This is a genomic window from Enterococcus sp. AZ129, assembly GCF_051714505.1.
GTDB lineage: Bacteria > Bacillota > Bacilli > Lactobacillales > Enterococcaceae > Enterococcus > Enterococcus faecalis.
Genome location: NZ_JBIORY010000001.1, coordinates 2,028,971 through 2,050,511 on the forward strand (window position 1 = coordinate 2,028,971; position 21,541 = coordinate 2,050,511).

At 37.5% G+C, this 21,541-nt stretch carries 21 protein-coding genes; 5 read left to right on the top strand and 16 right to left on the bottom strand.

The genetic code is table 11. The features are described from left to right. Positions 1-92: 92 nt before the first annotated feature. The 5 genes from IGJ90_RS09930 to guaD all read right to left on the bottom strand — a co-directional run bounded on the left by IGJ90_RS09930 (position 93) and on the right by guaD (position 5,451). The gene (locus IGJ90_RS09930) at positions 93-1,121 is read right to left on the bottom strand and encodes a permease prefix domain 1-containing protein (protein ID WP_002356724.1); all 1,029 of its coding nucleotides are present in this window, start codon (positions 1,119-1,121) and stop codon (positions 93-95) included. Continuing rightward, positions 1,118-1,450, bottom strand: a complete 333-nt coding sequence (locus tag IGJ90_RS09935) for a PadR family transcriptional regulator (RefSeq protein ID WP_002367058.1) — start codon at positions 1,448-1,450, stop codon at positions 1,118-1,120. Before IGJ90_RS09935 ends, IGJ90_RS09930 begins: the two co-directional genes overlap by 4 nt. A gap of 161 nt (positions 1,451-1,611) precedes the next feature. After that, positions 1,612-2,589 (bottom strand): GMP reductase, encoded by a 978-nt coding sequence (gene guaC, locus IGJ90_RS09940; RefSeq protein WP_002356720.1) that lies wholly within the window; start codon positions 2,587-2,589, stop codon positions 1,612-1,614. Positions 2,590-2,730: 141 nt separating this feature from the next. Then, positions 2,731-4,062, bottom strand: coding sequence for a nucleobase:cation symporter-2 family protein (locus IGJ90_RS09945; protein WP_002359736.1), 1,332 nt, complete (start codon positions 4,060-4,062; stop codon positions 2,731-2,733). 3 nt (positions 4,063-4,065) lie between these two features. Next, positions 4,066-5,451, bottom strand: a complete 1,386-nt coding sequence (gene guaD, locus IGJ90_RS09950) for a guanine deaminase (protein WP_002367060.1) — start codon at positions 5,449-5,451, stop codon at positions 4,066-4,068. Positions 5,452-5,670: 219 nt separating this feature from the next. Between guaD and IGJ90_RS09955 the strand changes: the two genes are divergently transcribed. Together IGJ90_RS09955 and IGJ90_RS09960 are read left to right on the top strand one after the other, a co-directional pair. Beyond that, positions 5,671-6,297: an MBL fold metallo-hydrolase gene (locus IGJ90_RS09955; protein ID WP_002356716.1), complete on the top strand. Its 627-nt coding sequence runs from the start codon at positions 5,671-5,673 to the stop codon at positions 6,295-6,297. A gap of 40 nt (positions 6,298-6,337) precedes the next feature. Further along, positions 6,338-7,042, top strand: a complete 705-nt coding sequence (locus tag IGJ90_RS09960; protein ID WP_002364444.1) for a histidine phosphatase family protein — start codon at positions 6,338-6,340, stop codon at positions 7,040-7,042. A gap of 55 nt (positions 7,043-7,097) precedes the next feature. Here the strand turns inward: IGJ90_RS09960 and IGJ90_RS09965 are convergent, their stop codons facing one another. The 5 genes from IGJ90_RS09965 to IGJ90_RS09985 form a co-directional block, all read right to left on the bottom strand. After that, positions 7,098-7,946 (bottom strand): MurR/RpiR family transcriptional regulator, encoded by an 849-nt coding sequence (locus IGJ90_RS09965; RefSeq protein ID WP_025186659.1) that lies wholly within the window; start codon positions 7,944-7,946, stop codon positions 7,098-7,100. Between the two features lie 87 nt (positions 7,947-8,033). Further along, on the bottom strand, positions 8,034-9,488 hold the full coding sequence (locus IGJ90_RS09970; RefSeq protein WP_002367063.1) for a PTS transporter subunit EIIC: 1,455 nt from the start codon (positions 9,486-9,488) through the stop codon (positions 8,034-8,036). A 22-nt stretch (positions 9,489-9,510) separates the two neighbouring features. Further along, positions 9,511-10,401, bottom strand: coding sequence for an N-acetylmuramic acid 6-phosphate etherase (gene murQ, locus IGJ90_RS09975; protein ID WP_002367065.1), 891 nt, complete (start codon positions 10,399-10,401; stop codon positions 9,511-9,513). Then, the gene (locus IGJ90_RS09980) at positions 10,376-11,485 is read right to left on the bottom strand and encodes a DUF871 domain-containing protein (protein ID WP_002367067.1); all 1,110 of its coding nucleotides are present in this window, start codon (positions 11,483-11,485) and stop codon (positions 10,376-10,378) included. Before IGJ90_RS09980 ends, murQ begins: the two co-directional genes overlap by 26 nt. 407 nt (positions 11,486-11,892) lie before the next feature. Further along, on the bottom strand, positions 11,893-12,453 hold the full coding sequence (locus IGJ90_RS09985; RefSeq protein ID WP_002380597.1) for a PTS sugar transporter subunit IIA: 561 nt from the start codon (positions 12,451-12,453) through the stop codon (positions 11,893-11,895). Positions 12,454-12,568: 115 nt separating this feature from the next. Between IGJ90_RS09985 and IGJ90_RS09990 the strand changes: the two genes are divergently transcribed. Next, positions 12,569-13,399: an undecaprenyl-diphosphate phosphatase gene (locus tag IGJ90_RS09990; RefSeq protein ID WP_002356708.1), complete on the top strand. Its 831-nt coding sequence runs from the start codon at positions 12,569-12,571 to the stop codon at positions 13,397-13,399. A 38-nt stretch (positions 13,400-13,437) separates the two neighbouring features. Here the strand turns inward: IGJ90_RS09990 and IGJ90_RS09995 are convergent, their stop codons facing one another. Genes IGJ90_RS09995 through IGJ90_RS10005 form a run of 3 tightly spaced genes read right to left on the bottom strand, consistent with a single transcriptional unit; the run spans position 13,438 to position 15,912 of the window. After that, positions 13,438-14,223 (bottom strand): ChbG/HpnK family deacetylase, encoded by a 786-nt coding sequence (locus tag IGJ90_RS09995; protein WP_002372196.1) that lies wholly within the window; start codon positions 14,221-14,223, stop codon positions 13,438-13,440. Positions 14,224-14,241: 18 nt separating this feature from the next. Further along, positions 14,242-14,865 (bottom strand): DUF47 domain-containing protein, encoded by a 624-nt coding sequence (locus tag IGJ90_RS10000; RefSeq protein ID WP_002400859.1) that lies wholly within the window; start codon positions 14,863-14,865, stop codon positions 14,242-14,244. A gap of 12 nt (positions 14,866-14,877) precedes the next feature. Continuing rightward, a complete protein-coding gene (locus IGJ90_RS10005) occupies positions 14,878-15,912 on the bottom strand; it encodes an inorganic phosphate transporter (RefSeq protein ID WP_002356704.1) in 1,035 nt (344 codons plus the stop codon). Positions 15,913-16,122: 210 nt separating this feature from the next. On the opposite strand from IGJ90_RS10005, the gene rpsT reads away from it, so the two are divergent. Next, positions 16,123-16,374 carry a 30S ribosomal protein S20 gene (rpsT, locus tag IGJ90_RS10010; RefSeq protein ID WP_002356703.1) on the top strand — a complete coding sequence of 84 codons (252 nt, stop codon included), beginning with the start codon at positions 16,123-16,125 and terminating at the stop codon, positions 16,372-16,374. 86 nt (positions 16,375-16,460) lie between these two features. On the opposite strand, the gene IGJ90_RS10015 is transcribed toward rpsT, so the two are convergent. After that, the gene (locus IGJ90_RS10015) at positions 16,461-17,018 is read right to left on the bottom strand and encodes an acyl-CoA thioesterase (protein ID WP_002382741.1); all 558 of its coding nucleotides are present in this window, start codon (positions 17,016-17,018) and stop codon (positions 16,461-16,463) included. A gap of 168 nt (positions 17,019-17,186) precedes the next feature. Between IGJ90_RS10015 and IGJ90_RS10020 the strand changes: the two genes are divergently transcribed. After that, entirely contained in the window at positions 17,187-18,128 is a 942-nt protein-coding gene (locus tag IGJ90_RS10020) for a 2-dehydropantoate 2-reductase (RefSeq protein WP_002382740.1), read from the top strand. A gap of 51 nt (positions 18,129-18,179) precedes the next feature. Here IGJ90_RS10020 and holA read toward each other — a convergent pair whose 3' ends face one another. Both holA and IGJ90_RS10030 read right to left on the bottom strand, forming a co-directional pair. Beyond that, the gene (gene holA, locus IGJ90_RS10025; RefSeq protein WP_002362655.1) at positions 18,180-19,208 is read right to left on the bottom strand and encodes a DNA polymerase III subunit delta; all 1,029 of its coding nucleotides are present in this window, start codon (positions 19,206-19,208) and stop codon (positions 18,180-18,182) included. 57 nt (positions 19,209-19,265) lie between these two features. Continuing rightward, positions 19,266-21,530 (bottom strand): DNA internalization-related competence protein ComEC/Rec2, encoded by a 2,265-nt coding sequence (locus IGJ90_RS10030; RefSeq protein WP_438768330.1) that lies wholly within the window; start codon positions 21,528-21,530, stop codon positions 19,266-19,268. Between the last annotated feature and the right edge of the window lie 11 nt (positions 21,531-21,541).

Below are 21,541 nucleotides of genomic sequence, written 5' to 3' on the forward strand. Positions count from 1 at the left end.
TTAATGCTTTTGTCAATCGAAAATACAAGAAAAGTGGGGCAGCCGTTTTGACGAATGTCCCACTTTTCTGTTTTACTATTAACAGGTTTGTCTCAATGTTTGTGTAAAAATGCTTGGATGGTGTTATAAAAGATTCCTGCGAACATAAAGATTAACCAACTAAACCGCCAATCCCCTAAAACAAAACTAATAAATAAATAGAGTGCAACAACTAAGGGCCAATAAACGGATGCAATAATTGCACCGACAGGATTTCCCACAGGTCCTTCCTCTGTTTTTGTTTGCTGAGGGGCAAAATCAGGATGACCAACATGTTCTGAATAAAAATAAGTTTCATTCAACAATTTATTAAAACTTCCTTTAATTACTCCACCAAATATAAACAAGAAGACGCCAACCGATACTAAAAAGAAGAGCCAACTAATCCCCATCGTTCCATTATAATACTGTCCGCCCATCATTTGATGCATGGAACGGCGCATCATCAGATGAAGGCCACTACTAAAGACAACAACTGGGATTAAACCCAAAATACAAAAAACGACGCCCGCTGCCATACAAAAAATAAATGATCGTTGAAAACTTTGTTCTCTTTGTGCAACTTCTTTTTTTAACTTAATCGGAATCAATCGTTGCCCCAGTTGTTTGTCCATTGCAACAAACCGATTACCAGCAACAATAAATAATGGAACGCCGATTGCCACACCTATGAAAAGACAAACTAAACCAAGACCGTTAGAAAGAACACCACGCATACCAACCAGCAAGCCAACACCCACCATGATTGCAACAACACCAAGGCCAATTTGAATAGCACCTTTACGTTGGACAGCTAAATAGTCAAGTCCTTCCTCCACTGAAATTTCTGGCAAACCGTTCATTGAATCGTTTGTTTCATCCACTTGTTTATTTTCTAAATTCAATTCTTCCATTAATTCATCAATAGTACCAAATTCAGAAATAATTGTACCAATTGCTTCATTTTCCGATTTTCCTTGGCTGAGCAAATCTTCATAACGATCCTCAGCATTTGCTAATAAGTCCGCCTTTAATTGTTTTGTTTCAGATGTTTCAACAACACCTGAAAATAAACTATCAATAAATTCTTCTATAATTTTCATTTTCCCATCTCCTTTACAAATGCTTCGACGACGTCTTTTGTTACTTCCCATTCTAGTAACTTTTCCTCTAAATAACACTCTCCTGCATGGGTTATTTGATAATAGGTCCGCTTTTTGCCATGCGTTACTTCTCCTGGAAATGATTCAATGTAGCCATTTTTCTCTAAACGTGTAAAAGCAGAATAAAGTGTCGTTTCTTTAATCGAATATTGTTCTTTAGAAATTTCACGAATGCGTTTAGAAATCGCATAACCATATGAAGCGCCGGATTGTAAGATTGAGAGAATAAAGGTATCGTTGTATCCTCGAATTGCATCACTACCAATCACATAAATTCCTCCCTCAAGTACTTCAACTATCGTACTACGTCTGTCGTTGTAATTATCTTAACACGATTACTACGATAGGTAAAGTAAAAAAAGCACGTAATGCAGAAATCATTTTAATTTCTGCACTACGTGCTGTCTTCTTTTCAGTCTATAGTTGAATGTTAAATGGTATCACCATTAAAAATAGAATTTTTTACAATCACATAATCAACTTTACGAATCGCTTCTAAATCGCGACCTCCCGCGTATGAAATGGAAGATTGTAAATCTTGTTGCATTTCGACTAAAGTATCTGCCAACTTCCCTTTATGGCGTAACCAGATTTTTTTGCCTTCAACGTTTTTCTTTTCGCCTTTTTGGAATTCAGAGGCGCTACCAAAGTATTCTTTGTAAACAACACCATCTTCCACTTTTGTCTCACCTGGTGATTCTTCATGTCCAGCAAATAATGAACCAATCATGACCATAGTTGCCCCAAAACGCACAGATTTTGCAATGTCTCCATGGGTCCGAATTCCACCATCTGCAATAATTGGTTTCCGAGCAGCTTTGGCACACCAACGTAAAGCCGCTAACTGCCAGCCACCTGTCCCAAAGCCAGTCTTAATTTTAGTAATACATACTTTTCCTGGTCCAATCCCCACTTTGGTGGCATCGGCTCCAGCGTTTTCTAATTCGCGAACGGCTTCTGGTGTTCCAACATTGCCCGCAATAACGAACGTTTCTGGTAAAGATTTTTTCAAGTGTTGAATCATATTAATCACCGCATTTGAATGACCATGGGCGATATCAATTGTCACGTAGTCAGGAACTAAACCTTCTCGGGCTAACGTTTCAACAAAAGCGTATTCCCCTTCTTTCACACCCACACTAATTGACGTGATTAAGCCCTTTTGTTGCATTTTTTTAATAAATGGCACTCGCGCCTCTTCATCAAACCGATGCATGATATAAAAATAACCATTTTCAGCAAGGGTTTCCGCAATCGTTTCATCAATAATTGTTTGCATGTTCGCTGGAACGACAGGCATTTTAAACGAATGTTTTCCTAAAGTTACTGTAGTATCACATTCAGAACGACTATTCACGATACATTTATTGGGAATTAATTGAACATCTTCATAATCAAAAACTTTCATACTTACTGCCTCCTAGTTATTTACAAAAATAACGTAAAAACCGAACATTCGGTCATTTAACGTTCGTGTTTACAAACACCATTGTTAATTTACACTATTTACCGCCACTTGTCAAAGGCGTTTTAACGAAAATTAATCTTTTTACCCTTCTTGAACGTTTGGTAAAATGGCCTGCAATAAAATAGCAACAATTGAGGCAGTTGCCACGGGTGAACTAAATAAATATTGTAAAAATTGTGGTAGAGTTTCCAAAAACTCTTTTGGTAACAATGTCAACGCTAACGTCATAATAATCGGAACGGCAATTACATACATCTCTTTTTCATGAATTGTTACATCACTCATGACTTTCATTCCACTTACAGAAATGATGCCACAAACGACCACAAAAACACCGCCGATAACTGGTGCCGGAATGGCCGAAATCAAGGTGGAAAGTTTTCCAGATAAGCCAAATAAGACAAACCACGCACCTGCAGCCACAAAAACCTTGCGACTAGCAACTCCAGTGATTGAAATAATCCCAGCATTTGTAGAGTAACTAGTTACTGGCGTGCCGCCAATGAATGAAGAAACTAAGCAACCTAAGCCTTCACCAATTACGCCGCGATTAATTTTTTCTTCGGTCAAAGGTTCAGCGACAACATGACTCACAGCAAACCAAGTGCCTGTTGTTTCCGCCATTAAAACCAGATAAATAACTAACATCGTGGCAATAGCTGACCAATCAAATTGGAAAGAAAAGTTAACTAATGGTAACTGAGGCAAACTAAACCAAGCCGCTTCACTAACGGCTGATAAATCAAGTACCCCTAATAATTGTGCCGCGATGCTCCCAAATAATAATGCCAAAATGACAGAAGAAACGCGGAAAATCCGCCCTTTTTTCAAAGCAGAACCTAAGAGCGCAAAGAAGATCAACGTACCCGCTGCTATAAATGCTAATAAAATATTTTGTCCTAATTCCCCTTTTGCGTGGTAAATATTATCCGATAAAGCGACTGGCATTAACGAAAGCCCCACCACAAAAATAATTGTTCCTCCCACAATTGGTGGAACAAATTTAGTGATTAAACGATTAAAGATACCAGTAAATCCTAATATAATAACAACAATTGCCCCCACTAAACTAGCACCTAAAACTGCGCCCCAGCCATTTCCTTGTTGGTTATTGGCAAAATAAATTCCTGCAATTGCCCCGATTGGAATAAATGAAGGGCCTTGCGCAACTGGTAATCTCATACAAAAATGAGATTGAATAATCGTGGCAAGTCCTGCTGCTATGAATGTTGCTTGGATTAAAGAAGACGTTTGTGCTGTGCTAATCCCAATAATTGAAGCAATGATCACAGGTACGACGTACACGTCCATTGCTAAGACATGCTGAATCCCTAACATAGTGGCCTGCCCAAAAGATACTGAATCTTCTGGCCCCACTGTTAAATGAAGATTATTTTGTTTCTTTTCACTCATTTTTTATACTCCTTTAGTTGCTGACATTAAATTTTTATCATGTACTTTTTCACCTTGTACCCAGACTTCTCGAATATTTTCTGGTCGTGCTAAATATAAGATTTTTTGGAAAATATCAAGCAATGATTCCCCTGGATTTTTAGGGATTCGTGCTTGTGACAAGCTTGTATTAATAATTTGAACATCCCAAGCATACCCTTTTTCTAATTTTCCAATTGGCAAACTTAGCGCTTGACCACCACCAGCAGTAGCTAAATAAAACGCTTCATTTACTGTAATCCGTGCTGTTTTAACACCTCGTACTTCTGGTTTTTTTGTAGCATCGACACCATCTTCTAACATTCTAGAAGAAATAACCGCTTGCTTTAAATTGTCAAAAAGACTTGGTGAAAAACCACCTGAAAGATCACTACCTAAACCAACTTCTACTTGATGTTGATGTACTAATTTTGCAATCGGTGTTACTGCATTGCCAAAATAAGCATTAGAGATTGGGCAGTGCGCCACAGCCGTCCCTGTTTCATGGAATAAATTCATATCTGCTTCTTCTAAAAAGCCTGCATGTGCCATCACTGCTTTTTCTGTCAATAAACCAAAATCATTCAATGCTTGAGCATCATTTTTTCCAAAACGTTCTTGAACAAATTGATGTTCCCAATCACTCTCACTACAATGACTTTGAACATGGACTTGATATTTCGCTGCTAATTCTCCTAATCCTTTAAGTGCTTCTTCTGTACAACTAGGAATGAAACGCGGAGTTACAACGGGATACACGCCTTGTTTTGTTTGCTGCGCTAATGCTTGAATTTCTTGAATAAACCGTTCCGTTTCTTCTAATGCTTGTTGCGTTGTTTGATCACGATAGTATTCAGGATTCTCATTAAGATCATCCATTACAACTTTGCCAATTAAGCCACGCTGCCCTTTTTCCGCACAAATCTCTGCCAAACGACGGCTAGCTTCATAATGAATGGTTGCAAAATAAAGGGCTGTTGTTGTCCCATTAGCTAACAATTGGGTTACCAGTTCATCATAGACTTGTTGGGCAAATGTTAAATCTGCAAATTTGGACTCCAAAGGAAACGTGTACGTATTCAGCCATTCATACAATGGAATATCCAAGGCGGTCCCAGATTGTGCCCACTGAGGTGCATGGACATGTAAATCAACAAAGCCGGGTAAAAGATAAGAATCTTGGGGCAATTCTTGAAAACGTTGTGCCTCTTTTTGTTCTGCTAGCACAGTTTCATACGCTTCAGCATCTGGTTCAATTATTTCCTGAATTACTCCGGCCTCATCTATACAAAAAAGTGTCTCTTCATAAACTTTAATCTCTTGCAAATTTTTACTAGAAAAACCTGTTCCTTTTATTACAAAATGAAACATTTAATACTCCTCCTTACTATCACATGAAGATTATACATAAACTTTCGCTTAATAACTATAAAAATGTGATTTTTTTAAAAAAAATACGTGTTAAAACAAGCAAAAACCGAACATTCTAAAAATGATTTATTTTTTCTTTGGATAAACAAGAAAACTTTCTATTCTTAAGATTCTTCGGTATACTTGAAGAGAATCGTTAGAACTTTAGGAGGTCCTGAGATGATACAGATCGAACAAATTAGAACAGGTGTTATTCAAGAAAACTGTTATCTTGTTTATAATGAAGAAGCATTATTAATTATTGATCCAGGTGCAGAAGGTGCAAAACTAATTCAAGAAATTACCCGTTTAGGGAAGAAACCAGCCGCTATTTTATTAACACATACTCACTATGATCATATTGGTGCGGTAGAAGAATTGCGCCATCATTATCAAATCCCTGTTTATGTTAGTCCATTAGAACAAGCGTGGCTTTCCAATCCTATTTTGAATCTTTCAGGATTAGGCAGACATGATGATATAGCAAATATTATTGTTCAACCCGCCGAACATGAATTTAAACTAACCGATTATGAAATTGGCGGCATGAAATTTTCCGTAGTCCCAACACCTGGTCATTCAATTGGTAGCGTCAGCTTTGTCTTTGATGATTTTGTTGTTGTTGGGGATGCATTGTTTAAAGGTAGTATTGGTCGTACCGATTTACACACTGGTGATATGCAACAATTATTACACAGCATTACGACCTATCTATTCACTTTACCAGAAGAATTTCCTGTTTATCCAGGCCATGGTGATGCCACGACCATTCAACATGAAAAAGCCACAAACCCATTTTTTAATTAGAGATTTATTCACTATTTAAAGAAACTTAGGAGGAGTAGCAATGACTGAAGCAACGACACTTTATATTATTCGTCACGGAAAAACGATGTTTAATACGATTGGCCGTACCCAAGGCTGGTCAGATACCCCCTTAACCAAACAAGGAGAAGAAGGCATTTATCATTTAGGCTTAGGTCTTAGGGACATAGACTTTAAGGAAGCCTATAGTAGTGATAGTGGTCGTGCCATGCAAACAGCTCAGATTATTTTACAAGAACATCAAAACCACCAAAAGATTCCTTACCTAACCGATAAACGGATTCGTGAGTGGTGTTTTGGTTCTTTAGATGGTGGCTATGATGGTGAACTTTGGGGTGTGGTGCCACGCATTTTAGCTTTTAAAAGTTATGAGGACATGATGACCACGAAGATTACCTATCGCGAGTTAGCAAATGCTATTATTGAAGCCGATACGGCTGACTGGGCGGAGCCTTATGAAGTTATTCGTGATCGTGTTTGGTCTGGTTTCGAAGATATCGCTCATCATCGAGAAAAAAATGGTGGCGGCAAAGTCATGGTGGTTTCCCATGGACTAACAATTTCCTTTTTACTTTCCTTAATTGATGCAAGTTTGCCTATGCAGATGGCGCTGGAGAATGGTAGCGTGACAACCTTAACTTACGAAAAAGGAACATTTACCATTCAAGGAATTAATGATATTTCTTATATTGAAAAGGGAAAAAAGATCGCTGAAAAGCGCCGTTGATAGTAAAAAAAGAGAAGGTTATTTGTCATTTTGACAGATAACCTTCTCTTTTTATTTATTCTTTTAAACGTTCTACATTTTTTCTTGAGATTTGAATTTTTTCTAAGGTTTCCTTATAGTTTTTTGCTGCATAAGCAAAAAATAAAACATCGACTACATACAATTGTGCCACCAAGGAAACAGTAGCCGCACTTCTCAATGGCACGTCTTCCCCACTAGAGGTTTTAAGGACGATATCACTTTTTTCACCAATCACTGATTTTTCATCTTGTGTGATACTAACAATAGGAATCCCTTGCTGCTTCGCTAAATCAGCTAAAGTACTTGCTTCTTTATTCGTGCCAGAATTAGAAATAACAATAAAAACACTAGGCTTTTCTGTAGAGCCTAACATGGAAGCAAATAAATGATGATCCAATGTTGTAAATACCGTTCGGCCTAATCGCGTAAACTTTTGATAAATATCTTGAGCAACCAACGAAGAGGCGCCCAACCCATAGACAAAAATTACTTCTGTTTTTTCCAACAAATCAACGGCTTCATTCACTGCGACATCCTCTAATGTCTGACCGCTTCGCTCAACCACATGAACAAAGCGCGCCTGTAACTTTTGTTTAATATCAGCTGTTGATTCCCCTTTAGTAACTTCAGTGTACATTTGCTGCTTCATTTGGCCAAGATTTGCAGATAATAAAAGTTTCAACTCTGTGAAGCCATTCACATCCATAGAATGACAAAAGCGAATAATTGCCGCTGGACTTGATCCTGCTTGTTTCGCTAGCTCTTGCGCATTCATTGAAATAACTGTTTCTGTATTTTTTAAAATATATTCTGCGATTTTTCGTTCTGATTTTGGTAATTGTTGTAGACGATCTTGGATAGATAAGACAATATTTTGTTGCATAAACACCCCTCCTGATACACCATTTCCTACGCAATTAAATTTTAACAAAGAAAAAGGGAGAAGCCAAGTTCTCCTTTTTTCTATTTATTATTTAGTTGTTTGCATGTCTTTAGGAATCCCAAAGAATAACGTTGCTACAAAACCACCTGCGTAAGCAGCCAATAAACCTAATACATATGCAAGCCATTGGTTGTTGGCAATTAATGGAATTAAAGCCACCCCACTTGGTCCAATAGCAATTGCACCAACATTACCGAAGGCCCCAATCACCGCACCACCAATACCACCGCCGATACAAGCAGTAATGAATGGACGTCCTAATGGTAAAGTAACTCCGTAGATTAATGGTTCACCAATACCTAAAATCCCAACTGGCAAGGCACCTTTAATCATTTCAACTAATTTTTTATCAGATTTACAACGAATCCATAATGCTAAAGCTGCACCGACTTGTCCCGCACCAGCCATGGCCAGAATTGGTAATAACAAAGTCATCCCTGTTTGATTAATCATTTCAATGTGGATTGGCGTCAAAATTTGATGTAAACCAAACATTACCATTGGCAAGAAGGTTAAACCAAGAGTAAAGCCAGCAACCATGCCACCTTTTTCTAAGACAACATTGATAATACCAACTAAGCCATTAGAAATAGCTCCGGCTACAGGCATGATTAAGAAAATAGTTGCTAAGCCAATCACTAAAAGTGAAATGGTTGGCGTTACGATAATATCAATTGATTCTGGGACAATTTTATGCAATTGTTTTTCTAACAATGATAATAACCATACGGCAAAAATAACACCGATAATTCCGCCTTGTCCTGCAGATAATGTTCCCCCAGTGAAAATATTACTGATTGGTGCATCTGGATTCATTCCTGTTAACATTGTGACTGCCCCAATAACACCACCCAACGCTGGCGTTGCACCAAAAACGCTGGCACTGTTAATCCCAGTGTAAAGAGCTAAATAAGCAAAAATCCCATTTTTAATGATATTTAAGACATCAATATATTGTTGCCATGAAGCTGAAATATCACCAGCAACAACTAAGTTAGACATAACAGCTGCAATCCCGCCAATAATACCAGCCCCAACAAAGGCAGGAATCATCGGAACAAAGATACTAGAAATGGCTTTTAACACTTTTTTAAATGGTGAAGTGTTATTTTGTTTCGCTTTTTGTTGTGCTTTCATTTGAGCGGCTTTTTCTTCTACTAAATCTTTTCCAGATTTGCCTGCTGAAGCATCCGTTGCGGTGCCATGATTAAATGGTTCTCCCAATTTGACACCTGCTTGATCTACCATTTCTTGTGCAACCTTGTTAACAGTCCCTGGACCAACAACTACTTGTAACGTATCATCTTCTACGACGCCCATAACGCCATCAATTTTTTTCAATCCTTCAATATCCACTTTGTCATAATCGCGGATATCCATACGAACACGAGTCATACAATGAATGACTTTGTCCACGTTTTCTTGACCACCAACTTCTTTATAAATCCCATCAGCAATACGTTTAATTCTTTCTTCTGCCATGTTAAAACACCCTCCTAATTCCTTAATTTAATGTATTCTTGATAAATTGATTCCCGTCAATTAATTTTTGTGTTGCTTCTTCTTTAGTACTATCAGTTAAAATCATTACAATTGCTAACTTCACATTTTCTTCTGCTTCTACAAATTTTAGTTCGGCAACTTCATAACTACAACCCGTTGCTTCCATAATAATCCGTTTGGAACGCTCCACTAATTTTTCATTGGTTGGTTTTACATCAACCATTAAGTTATTGTAGACTTTCCCAATACCAATCATGGAAATAGTTGATAACATATTTAAAATTAATTTTTGAGCTGTCCCAGATTTCAAGCGAGTCGAACCTGTTAAAAATTCAGGTCCTGCATCTACTTCAATCGGCATTTGTGCATACTTACTAATTTCGGCATCTTTATTACATGCCACAGTTGCGGTAGCTGCTCCCACCGTTGTAGCATATTCTAAACCGCCAATTACATAAGGCGTCCGACCACTGGCTGCAATCCCAACAACAATGTCATTTGCTGATAATTTTAGATCAACTAAATCTTGACGACCTAGTTCTTTTGAATCTTCGGCACCCTCTACTGCGACAGTCATTGCTTTTTGACCACCAGCGATGAGGCCTTGAACCATCTCTGGCTCGACGCCAAAAGTTGGTACGCATTCGGCTGCATCTAAGACACCTAACCGACCACTCGTACCAGCACCCATGTAGATCAAGCGGCCGCCTTGATTGAAGCTTTTGATGATGGCTTCTACCACTGGTTCAATGGCTGCTAATTCTTGACCCACTGCAATTGCAACTTTTTGGTCTTCTTGATTCATTTTTTGTAAAGCTTCTTTGACACTCATCTCATCTAAGCCCATTGTATTTTCATTTCTACGTTCAGTTGTTAAGTTTTCTAAATTCATTCTCTATCGTTCCTTCCGTGACCAGCGTAAATTGATTTCCTGCCTTGATTAACGGCAATATCGTTTGATCTTTTTCAATAATTCGTGTAATCGTATTGACTTTTTCATCTTTCGGCAAGTCCACCAGTGTGACTTGAATTTCTCCCATATAGCGACCATATTTTTCATTATCAATCGTTACGGTTCCCACTGGACGTGCTTCAGTCTGCTCTGACTCAATCGTTGCAATTTCATCTTTTCTGAACATTTCACTCGTTCTTGATAATTCACTTCGCAAAACATCTCTTGCAGCATCTAAACGATTGGTATGAGTCCCAAGTATTCGCTTCAAATAGCGGCTCTTGCTAGGTGCTACTTCTAACAGAAATTGATTGGTTTGGTGATAATAACCAAATTGAGCCATGGTTCGCTCACTAATTGTGGGATCACCAATATAAACAGCATCGACATAAGGATCAGCCATCAAACCAACGGCAGCGGCGAAAGGATTTTGTCCCCGATGTTTTTCTAATGTTGGTAAACCAGCAAAAATTGGGCCTCTTGTTTGCCCATCTCCTGGCACAAAAGTAAAAACTTGTAAGCCTAATTCTTTAAGCCAGCGGTTCTTTTCATTAAAAAATGTTGTTCCAATGCCGGTTTCAGGTCTTGGATAATAATTATGCCAAGCTTCTAAGCGAGAAAAGTCCGCTTGGTGAGCCTTTAACTCAGCCACTTCTTCCAGTGTAATGGTACTAGCATTCAATCCTATATCAATCTTATGTGAAGCATGAGCCATTTGTTCTATCGTAATGCCATAGTCCATCCGAAGGCCAGTTACGCCCAACTCGATTAAAGGCTCTAATTCATCGAAAGAAAAACCCGCTCTTTTTAACGCTTCACCTGAAATATCTACCATAATTTTCATTTTTTCTGCCTTAGCAATTGCCCCTAAATCAGTCAAGCGTTGGCGGTAAAGGGAAGTATCATCTTCTGGAATGTGTAAAGAAGTGAAAATACCATCAAATCCAAGCGCTTTCATCTTTTTGATATAAATAATTGTATCGTTTGTAATCTCTTCACCAAGAAAAACTGAAATACCATACATCTTTTTAGCTCCTCTCTAATACGCTTTCATTATAACTTGTTTGAAATAAAATTTCAACTATTTTTCTAAATATTTTTTAATTCCAAAATAAAATTTTATTTCTGTTCAAAAAAAACGAGCGTGGAACAAAAATCACTTTGGATTTTTGCTCCACGCTCAAAAACTGATAAACGGCGGGAACAGAAGCAACACTCCGCGTTGCTCCGATCTCAACAACTTCTAAGTGCTAAAGCTCTAAGAGTTGAAGGTCCTTCGGAAATAAGCCGAAATTGTTGAGAATCACAAAGAACGTAGTGATTCGATGATGAACAATACCTACTTGGTCTCCAAAAATCAAAGATCAATTTTCGGAAATTTCTTCTTATTTCTCGGAGCTAAACGGTTCTGTCCCGACCTCGTCTAATGCATTAATTGGCTGTGGCAGAGCCAACTGGTGTACCAGCTGTAACCACGCCAGTTTTCTCTAACGAAAATTGTGCTACTTTATCCATGTTGGTAATAATGACAACCATTTCAGTTCCTTTACCAGCTGCTTTAATTGCTTCTAAATCAGCAATTGCGACCACCGTATCTGCAGTCACTTGGTCGCCTTCTTTCACTTTAATAGTGAACGGTGCCCCGTTTAACTCTACCGTATCGATACCCATGTGTAATAAAATTTCAAGACCGTTTGTCATTTTTAAACCAATGGCATGTTTTGTTTGGAAAACGCTTAAAACTTCTCCTTCAATAGGTGCATAAATTTCACCATTTTCTGGAACTACTGCATAGCCATCTCCCATCATTTTTTGTGAAAAAACAGGATCATTCACTTCACTAATTGGGATAACGGTTCCATTGGCAACGGCATACATTGTATTATTTTCGACAACTTCATTCTTTTTCTTCAAAAATCCAAACATTTCTCTTCCCCCATTTTTTAAAGTATCACTAGTATAGAAAAAAGTTTCATGAATTACAAGTGGCACCTTTGTATAATTCTAAAATTTATTTTAAAATAAGAATTTGCATTGGCATTTACTTTGTCAGCGGGTATACTTATACTTGATGTATTTTGCATTTATTTCAGAAAGGAATGGTGACATGCTTTTTGCTAACCTATGGAAAGCAATTATTCTTGGTATTATCGAAGGAATTACCGAGTGGCTTCCAATTAGTAGTACCGGACATTTAATTTTAGTGGATGAGTTTATTAAACTCGATCTAAGTAAAGATTTTATGGAAATGTTCAACGTCGTTATCCAATTGGGAGCAATTATGGCGGTTGTTATTTTATACTTCCACAAATTGAATCCTTTCTCACCAAAGAAAAATGGCGAAGAGAAAAAAGATACTTGGATTCTTTGGTCTAAAGTCTTAGTCGCTTGTTTACCAGCGGCAGTTATTGGTCTAAAATTTGATGATTATTTAGATGCACATTTTTATAACTTTTTAACAGTATCGATTATGTTAATTGTTTATGGGATTGCTTTTATTATCATTGAAAAACGAAATAAAAATGTTGCACCGAAGTGTACTAATCTAAAAGACTTCACTTATAAAGCCGCTTTAATCGTTGGTGCTTTCCAAGTACTGGCATTAATTCCAGGAACTTCACGTTCAGGAGCGACCATTTTAGGGGCAATCTTAATTGGGGCCTCACGTTTTGTTGCAACAGAGTTTTCATTTTTCTTAGGAATTCCAGTAATGTTTGGAGCAAGTTTTTTAAAAATCTTTAAATTCTTGGCCAAAGGAAATACGTTTGGATCAGAAGAAATCATTATTTTATTAACTGGCTCTATTGTTGCCTTCGTTGTTTCCATCATTGCGATTAAATTCTTATTGAATTACTTGAAGAAAAACGATTTTACAGTTTTCGGTTGGTATCGCGTAATTTTAGGTGCGATTTTAATTGGCTACTGGTTATTCTCATAAAAATAAAACCGTTGCTTTCACTGTTGAAAGCAACGGTTTTATTTTTTTAAATCGCCAAACGTTATTCGCTCAATCCCCTGTTCTTCAAACCACTGACGAACACGAGGATCACAAATCGTTGCTAATTCTTTGCAGCGTAAAGTGGTATAAGAAGAATTGTCTAACACAAATTGATCCAAATACCCAACATCAAAATGCATCTCAGCAATTGCCGATTCCGGCATCCGTAATAAACCAAAGTCATCTTTTAAAAAATTCTCCACTGATACGCCTTCGTGAATATAAGATAACGCCCCAGACTCTAACAAATGTGTCACCTGGAAATAACCTTGTTGCGGTGGATATTCTTTTTCCCCACTATATTTCAGGGTTGTATGAAGTCCGTACTCTTCTGCTAATTCTAAAAATACTTGATCAACCACTTCATCCCCAATCGAGTGGCAATCAAAATGTTCAGGATAATGTCCAGTTAGTTCCTTAAAGCGCGTCAATTGCGCAATCGTTTCAAGTCGTACTTCTTCATATACGAAGGTTACTTGCTTTTGTTGACGATAATAAGAAGAGCGATGAAAATTGCCTTGTTCATCTACCAGTGAAGGAATCATACATGGGTCTGCACAAGGTTTCCCTAATAAAAAATTCGTATGCTGACCTACAAATAAGCCTGGATAATTTTTTGCTAACGCAACGGCGTGTTCTGCTGTTGGTAAATTGGGCATCAAAAGTGTCGACGTCGTTAAACCATCGACATAACTTTTGATAATGCCATGATTAATCGCTTCTGACATCCCAAAATCATCAGCATCAATAATTACTTTAACCAACAGCTCCCCCTCTTTTCTTTACGTATTTTTGATGACAATTCCGACAATAATATTAACAGCTGATTCACAATCATTAATCGTGCGCTCAAGCTGATCATAAACATCTTTCCACTTGATAACTTTTAATAAATCTTTTTCGTTAGTCATCAAATCTTTCATGGCGCTACTGTATAATTTATCGCCTTGAGATTCAATCGTATTCACTTCATCAATCAATGAAACTAACGTTTTGGAATTCTTAAATTTTGCAAATTCCTTCGTTGCTGATTTAACGCCTTCTGTCGCTTTAACAATATAAGCAGTTAATTCTAGCGCGGGCGCTATCATTTCTTCGACAACTAAATGATCAAGTAAATAAGACAAACTATTAATGCTATCGATAATGTTATCTAAGTGATCCGTAATATCGACAATATCTTCTCGATCAATCGGCGTAATAAAGGAAATATAGAGTTCATTTAAAATTTTGCGAACAATTTCATCATTCTCTTTTTCCAATTGATGAATCACTTCTGATTTTTTTACTAAGTTTTCTAATGAATAATTGTCTACAATTTCTTGCAAAACCTTTGCCGCTTCATAAGCATTTGTTGCTAACTGGTTTAATTCTCCAAAATAATCAAATTGTTTTTTACGTGCCATGTTTTTCTCTCCTTAAAAAATTGCAATAAATAATTTTGACATCACATAAGCGATCAGCCCACATCCTGGGAAAGTTAAAATCCATGCTATCAGCATTTCTTTCACGATACGCCAGTCAACACTTGAGATTCGCTTAGAAGCACCTACTCCCATAATCGCTGTTGTTTTTGTATGAGTAGTTGAAACTGGAATCCCAAAAGCCGATGCTAAAAATAAACAAATAGCCGTGCTTAAATCTGCAGTGAAGCCTTGATAGCGTTCAAGTTTTACCATATCCATCCCGACTGATTTAATGATTCTCATGCCGCCCACAGAAGTTCCAATGCCCATTGTAATGGAACACAGAACCATAACCCATAACGGAATCACAAAACCGCCACCTGTTTTTTCGACTAAATTATTATAAAAAAGCACTAACATGAACACGCCCATAAATTTTTGCCCATCTTGCGCACCATGTAAAAAAGCATTAGCTCCTGCACCAAAGGCTTGTCCAACTGTAAAAAATTTGTTGGCTTTTCTTCTAGGCACAGCCGAGAAAGCTTTCACAACAAGTTTGGCAATCAAATAACCGCCGCCAAAGCCCATAACGGTAGAAACAACTAGACCAACAAGCACTTTGATCCATTCCGAGCCATTGACTGCACCCAAACCACCTAATGCCATTGCCGAACCAGTCAAGCCGGCAATTAACGCATGGCTTTCACTTGTGGGAATACCAAAATACCACGCAGCAACTGCCCAAACCACAATTGAAAAAAGCGAAGCAGCCAAAGCCACCTGTGAAGCGTTTCCATTTGCGTCAAAACTAACAATGTTGCTAATCGTTTCAGCTACTTGGGCATTAAAAAAGGTCATGACTAATGCACCTAAAAAGTTCATCACAACAGCCATCCAAATTGCGACATTCGGCTTTAACACCCGAGTCGAGACAGCGGTTGCAATTGCGTTCGGCGCATCCGTCCAACCGTTAACAAAAATTACACCCATTACCAAAGTAATCGTTACCAATAATGCAATACTCACAAAGACACCACCATTTTTCATTTATCTATTTTATCATAGCATGTTTTAAAAAAAATGTATGCTTTTTTCTTAAGGCTCTGGCAAATTTTCTTATTTTTTTCTTGAAATTGTCTGTTAAGGAAAAAAACTTGTCGTCTTTTATTGCAATGGAACAATGGATTAGGTATAATGATTACTGTTGAATTACATTGGCTGACCAGTGTAAAACCTAAATCATCGGAGGTGAAACAAATGCCAAATATCGAATCTGCAATCAAACGCGTACGTACAAGTGCTAACGCGAATGCGAAAAATTCATCTCAAACAAACGCAATGCGTACAGCAATCAAGAAATTTGAAGAAGCTGTAGCTGCTGGAGCTGATAACGTCGATGCTTTATACAACGAAGCTGTTAAAGCTGTTGATATGGCTGCAACTAAAGGTTTAATCCATAAAAACAAAGCTAACCGCGATAAAATTCGTTTAAGCAAATTAGCTAAATAATGTGAGATAGAAGTTAGCATTCATGTTAGCTTCTTTTTTCATCAAAAAATGTCCAAGTCTGTTTTCACAAAGACTCGGACATTTTTTTATAAAGGTGAATCAATCCACGGTAAATCTGTTGTGAGATGTTGACTAAATAATTTAGTCTCTTCTCGCAAAGCTAAACGTTGTTGTCTTCTCGTTTCATAATTGGAACAAATCAACTTTTCTTCTGCAGTTTCTGGGACGACTGCCGCTAATTGGAAGTCACTTTCGGGATTCATATGAGACGGAATGGCTACAAAAGTTGTAAAACAAGTCGCCGCTAAATAACGCTCTCCAGTTGTTAAATCTTCTCCTACAACTTTAACAAATACTTCCATCGATTTATGATGCACGCCAGAAACAAACGTTTCAACACACACTGAGTGATTTTCTTTTAAAGGTTTTAAAAAATTCAAGTTATCTAAAGATGCTGTAACTGCCCCTCTCCGACAATGTCGTGAAACGGAAATGGATGCGGCGTCATCAATTAAAGACATTAATTTCCCACCAAATAGTGCACCAAAGGGATTTAAATCAAAGGGAAATACACGATGTGTTTGAATCACTCGTGATTCTCGACAAAATTTTTCTTTCGTCATTAACGATTCCTCTACTTTCATTTATAAACTTTTCCACGCTTTACTTTAGCTTACTTTACCATTTGATGCAATCCTTACTTTTTAGGAAACATTTAAAAAATAACAAATTTGCAAGTCCCATTTATTCATTTTTAGGAAAGTTGCTGTATAATAATAACGGTTAAAGAACTTTTAAGGAGATGGATACACATGAAAATTGCAATTGCTGGTGCCGGCGCTATGGGCAGCCGTTTAGGAATTATGTTGCATCAAGGCGGAAATGATGTAACTTTAATCGATCAATGGCCCGCGCACATTGAAGCCATTCGTGAACATGGTTTAATCGCTGATTTTAATGGAGAAGAAGTTGTCGCAAAACTACCAATCTTCTCACCAGAAGAAATTGACCATCAAAATGAACAAGTAGATTTAATTATTGCTTTAACCAAAGCACAACAATTAGATGCAATGTTTAAAGCGATTCAACCAATGATTACTGAAAAAACGTATGTACTATGTTTATTAAATGGCTTAGGTCATGAAGATGTACTAGAAAAATATGTGCCAAAAGAAAACATCTTGGTTGGCATTACCATGTGGACAGCTGGTTTAGAAGGACCGGGACGTGTTAAACTTTTAGGTGATGGCGAAATTGAATTAGAAAATATTGATCCTTCTGGTAAAGAATTTGCTTTAGAAGTCGTCGATGTCTTCCAACAAGCTGGTTTAAATCCAAGCTATAGTAGCAATGTTCGCTACTCTATTTGGCGGAAAGCCTGTGTCAATGGCACGCTAAACGGTTTGTGTACAATCCTTGATTGTAATATTGCCGAATTTGGCGCACTACCTGTTAGTGAATCCCTTGTTAAAACATTAATCAGTGAATTTGCAGCAGTCGCAGAAAAAGAAGCCATTCATTTAGATCAAGCAGAAGTCTATACACATATTGCTCAAACTTATGATCCAAACGGTATTGGCTTGCACTATCCGTCTATGTATCAAGATTTAATTAAAAATCATCGTCTCACAGAAATTGATTACATTAATGGTGCTGTTTGGCGCAAAGGACAAAAATACAACGTAGCAACACCTTTCTGTGCCATGTTGACACAGCTTGTTCACGGAAAAGAAGAACTATTAGGAGCTAAATAATAAGAAAGTACCAGAGACAATCGTTGTATGACGATTGTCTCTGGTACTTTCTTATTTTGCTTGCGCAGTCAATTTTAAAATAAATAATTGGAATAGTAATTCTTTATCCATTTGGCCCGTTTTCATGCGGTAATCATTTTCAACTAATTCATCATAAAGTCTTTCTAATCGAGACAATTCAAATCGTCGGACTTGTTGTAACGCTAACTTGACTCGATAAGGATGAACCTTTAATGTATCAGCGATATTCGCTTGTTGATAGCCCATCTTAGCCAAAATTTTTGTTTGTAGAAAAAGGCGAATCTGATTCAATAAGATTGCATTTAACTTAATGGTTTCTTCTCCTTGTAAAAGTAAATCTTCATACAATTGAACAGCTTTTTCACTGTTTCCAGAAAGTACTTCGTTGGTTAAGTCAAAAACATTATGTTCCAAAGACTTAGGGACTAATTCTTGAACCGCACCTCGTGTAATTGTCTTCGTCTCAAGGGCATATAAATACAGCTTCTGTAATTCTCCCATAATTTTTGATAAGTTCAAGTCTGTCAATTGAAGTAATAAATCAAAAGCATCGGAGCGAATAGTGTACCCTTCACTCTCAATCGTTTGAGAAATGTACTGACGAATAGCCTTTTCATCCATTGGATTGACGTCAACTACTGTGGCATTTTTTTTCAATGCTTTGGTAATTTTTTTGCGTTCATCTAATTTTTCATAAGAGGCCATAAAAACAAGAACAGTTGTTGGTGATGGACTTTCCAAATAATTCAATAAAAGATTGACATCATGTTCCACACCGTTTGTTTTTCTTTCGGCAGTTAAAAAATAAGGATTTTCCACAAAGACAAGGCGATAATCACCAAAAAACGGAATTGTTTCCGCTTCAGCAATCGCTGCACTTAAAGGTGTTTCCTCCATATCAAATGAGAAAAAGTTAAATTGATCATCCTCTTCCGTCAACAATTCTTTCATCAATGTTGTTTTAAATAATTCAGTTAAATAAAGTTCTGTTCCTATTAATAAATACACTGGAGCGATTTTTTGCTCTCGCACTTCTTTCAAAGCTTTTTGTAACTCCATTGGCTCGCTCCTTTTCTCGTTTCTCTTGTTTATCCTATCATGTTACTTCTGGAAATACTAGTCTTGTTCTTTAACAAATTTGGCTTTAGAAAGCCCTTGCCAAGGTAACCATTGATAATAAATCATTCCTTGAAGATCGGTCCGATAATAATTTATTTTTTGCTCCTCCAGCGTCGCTAATGTCTCCTGATGAGGATGTTTAAAACGATTATTCAGTCCAGCTGAAATCAATGCTTCTCGCGGATTAAGCTGTTTGATAAATCTTTTAGTAGACGACGTTTTACTACCATGATGACCGACTTTCAAGATGTCGATTTTCAACTGGGGATAGCGAGCCAACACTTGTTCTTCTCCTTCGGCTTCCAAGTCACCAGTAAATAAAAAATGCCGTCCGCCTAATTGTGTGGAAAACACTATCGAGTCATTATTGCCCCCAATACTGCTCTTATTTGGTGATAAAATTTGAAAAGAAACGGGCCCATTAATTCGCTTGGGCGCTAAAATCGGCCGACAGTCTGTCCCGCTTTTTTGGAGTTGTTTCAAGACTTGGCGAAACGAAAAATTGGCTTCAGCTGCTCCTTTAGGGAAATAAAGAACAGAAATTGGAACCTTCTGCGCAATGGCTAATAAATCGCCAAAATGGTCTTCATGTGCGTGTGTGATGATCACTTCATCTAAACGTTTGACCCCTTGACTTTTGAGAAAAGGAATCACTGAATATTCCGCTCCTGATCGACTATTTTTCCGTTGCCGCCAAGCTTCTTTGTCAAAAGACAACCGACCACCTGTATCGATCAGTGTATTTTTTCTGTGAAAAGGCGCTTGGATAAACAAACTATCCCCTTGGCCTACATCGATCATTGCAACAATGCCAATTGGCGAAAGGTATTTACTATTTATCAAAACAATTAGTAGTCCGATTGAGAAAAGAATTTTTTTAGACTTGTCTGCTAAATAAATCATTGAAAGTCCGATTAGTAATAACAAACTAATTTGTATCCAAGCATTTAAATAGCCGATGGTCAGCTTCGGATTTAAGTGAACTAGCACCCACTCAAATAAGCCATTCATTGTTAAAAATAGTGGTTCGAGCAAGGCTGCTAAATAACGTGCTGGCATAATAATCACTAGAAAAAAGTTCAACGTCAAAAGCGGTAACAAGAACCGTTCAAAAATTGGTAACAAGAGAAATGTTAAGAAACTTCCTAACAAGGGCCATTCATAAAATGATTGGACTAAAATAGGTAAGGAAGCCACAGCCAATAGGAAAGAGCCTAAACAATTTTTAATGAAAGGCGAAGAATAACCGACCAATGTTTGCTCTAAAAACAGCAGAACAAAGGAAAGTAAATAACTAAATTGACCGCCGACTGAAAAAAAGAGGGTTGGCTGAACAATCAAGTGCACTAAGAGAGTTAAACTCCAACAATCGAGGGCCGGAACCTGCCAATTAAACCGTCGATTGAACGTATTGAGGTTTGTTTGTAAAAGCGCCCGCATGACACTAACTGAGAATCCTGTTAAACCAGCATATATCAGTGAAAAACCGCATTGCCACAAAAAATAACTTTCTTGCGTTCGGCGAGCAATTCTTAGCATTAGTAAGCGAAATAAACGAAGGAAAAAAGAAACATGCATCCCTGACAAACTAAAAAGATGCAAAATGCCTAATGCTGAAAATTTATCGCTTATTTCAGCAAATTCTTCATTACGAAAACCTAAGAGCAACGCATTCATATACATTGCACTAGTCTCAGCAAAATTTTTCTGAATATGTACCATCGCCCACTTCCGCCAGCCGCTAATGATTTCTTTAAACCGCCAAGAAAAAAAGGAACGCGGTTGTCCTATCTCCTCAATGAATAAAATCGCTTCGATTCCTTGATTCTTTAAAAATAGTTGATAATTGAAGCCATTTTTGTTGGTTTGACCTTGGGGCGAGTCTAAAATACCTACAGCGGTTGCCTGAATGGTTGTGGTTAGTTGTTGCCATTGCTGTTTTTCTTTCACACTTTTTAATTGATAAAATACCATCACTTTCTGCCTTTTGCCTTTTACGATCCAATTGGCAGGAAATTTTACTTGATCACCATCGACTTGTATTTCATCTGGCAATATCGTTAGCTGTCCTGACAAGCGGACTTCTTTAGGCAACAAAGAGACTGGCTTTAACCACTGGAAAATCAATATGCCCCCTACTATTAAAAAACTGCACAAAAAACCTCCCAATATAACAGGAAAACTTTTTGTACAGACAATACGGATAACAGTGATAGAAAGAAGAAGAGCTCCTAATAGACTAGGTGCGAAAAGACACCACAGCCCACAACTAG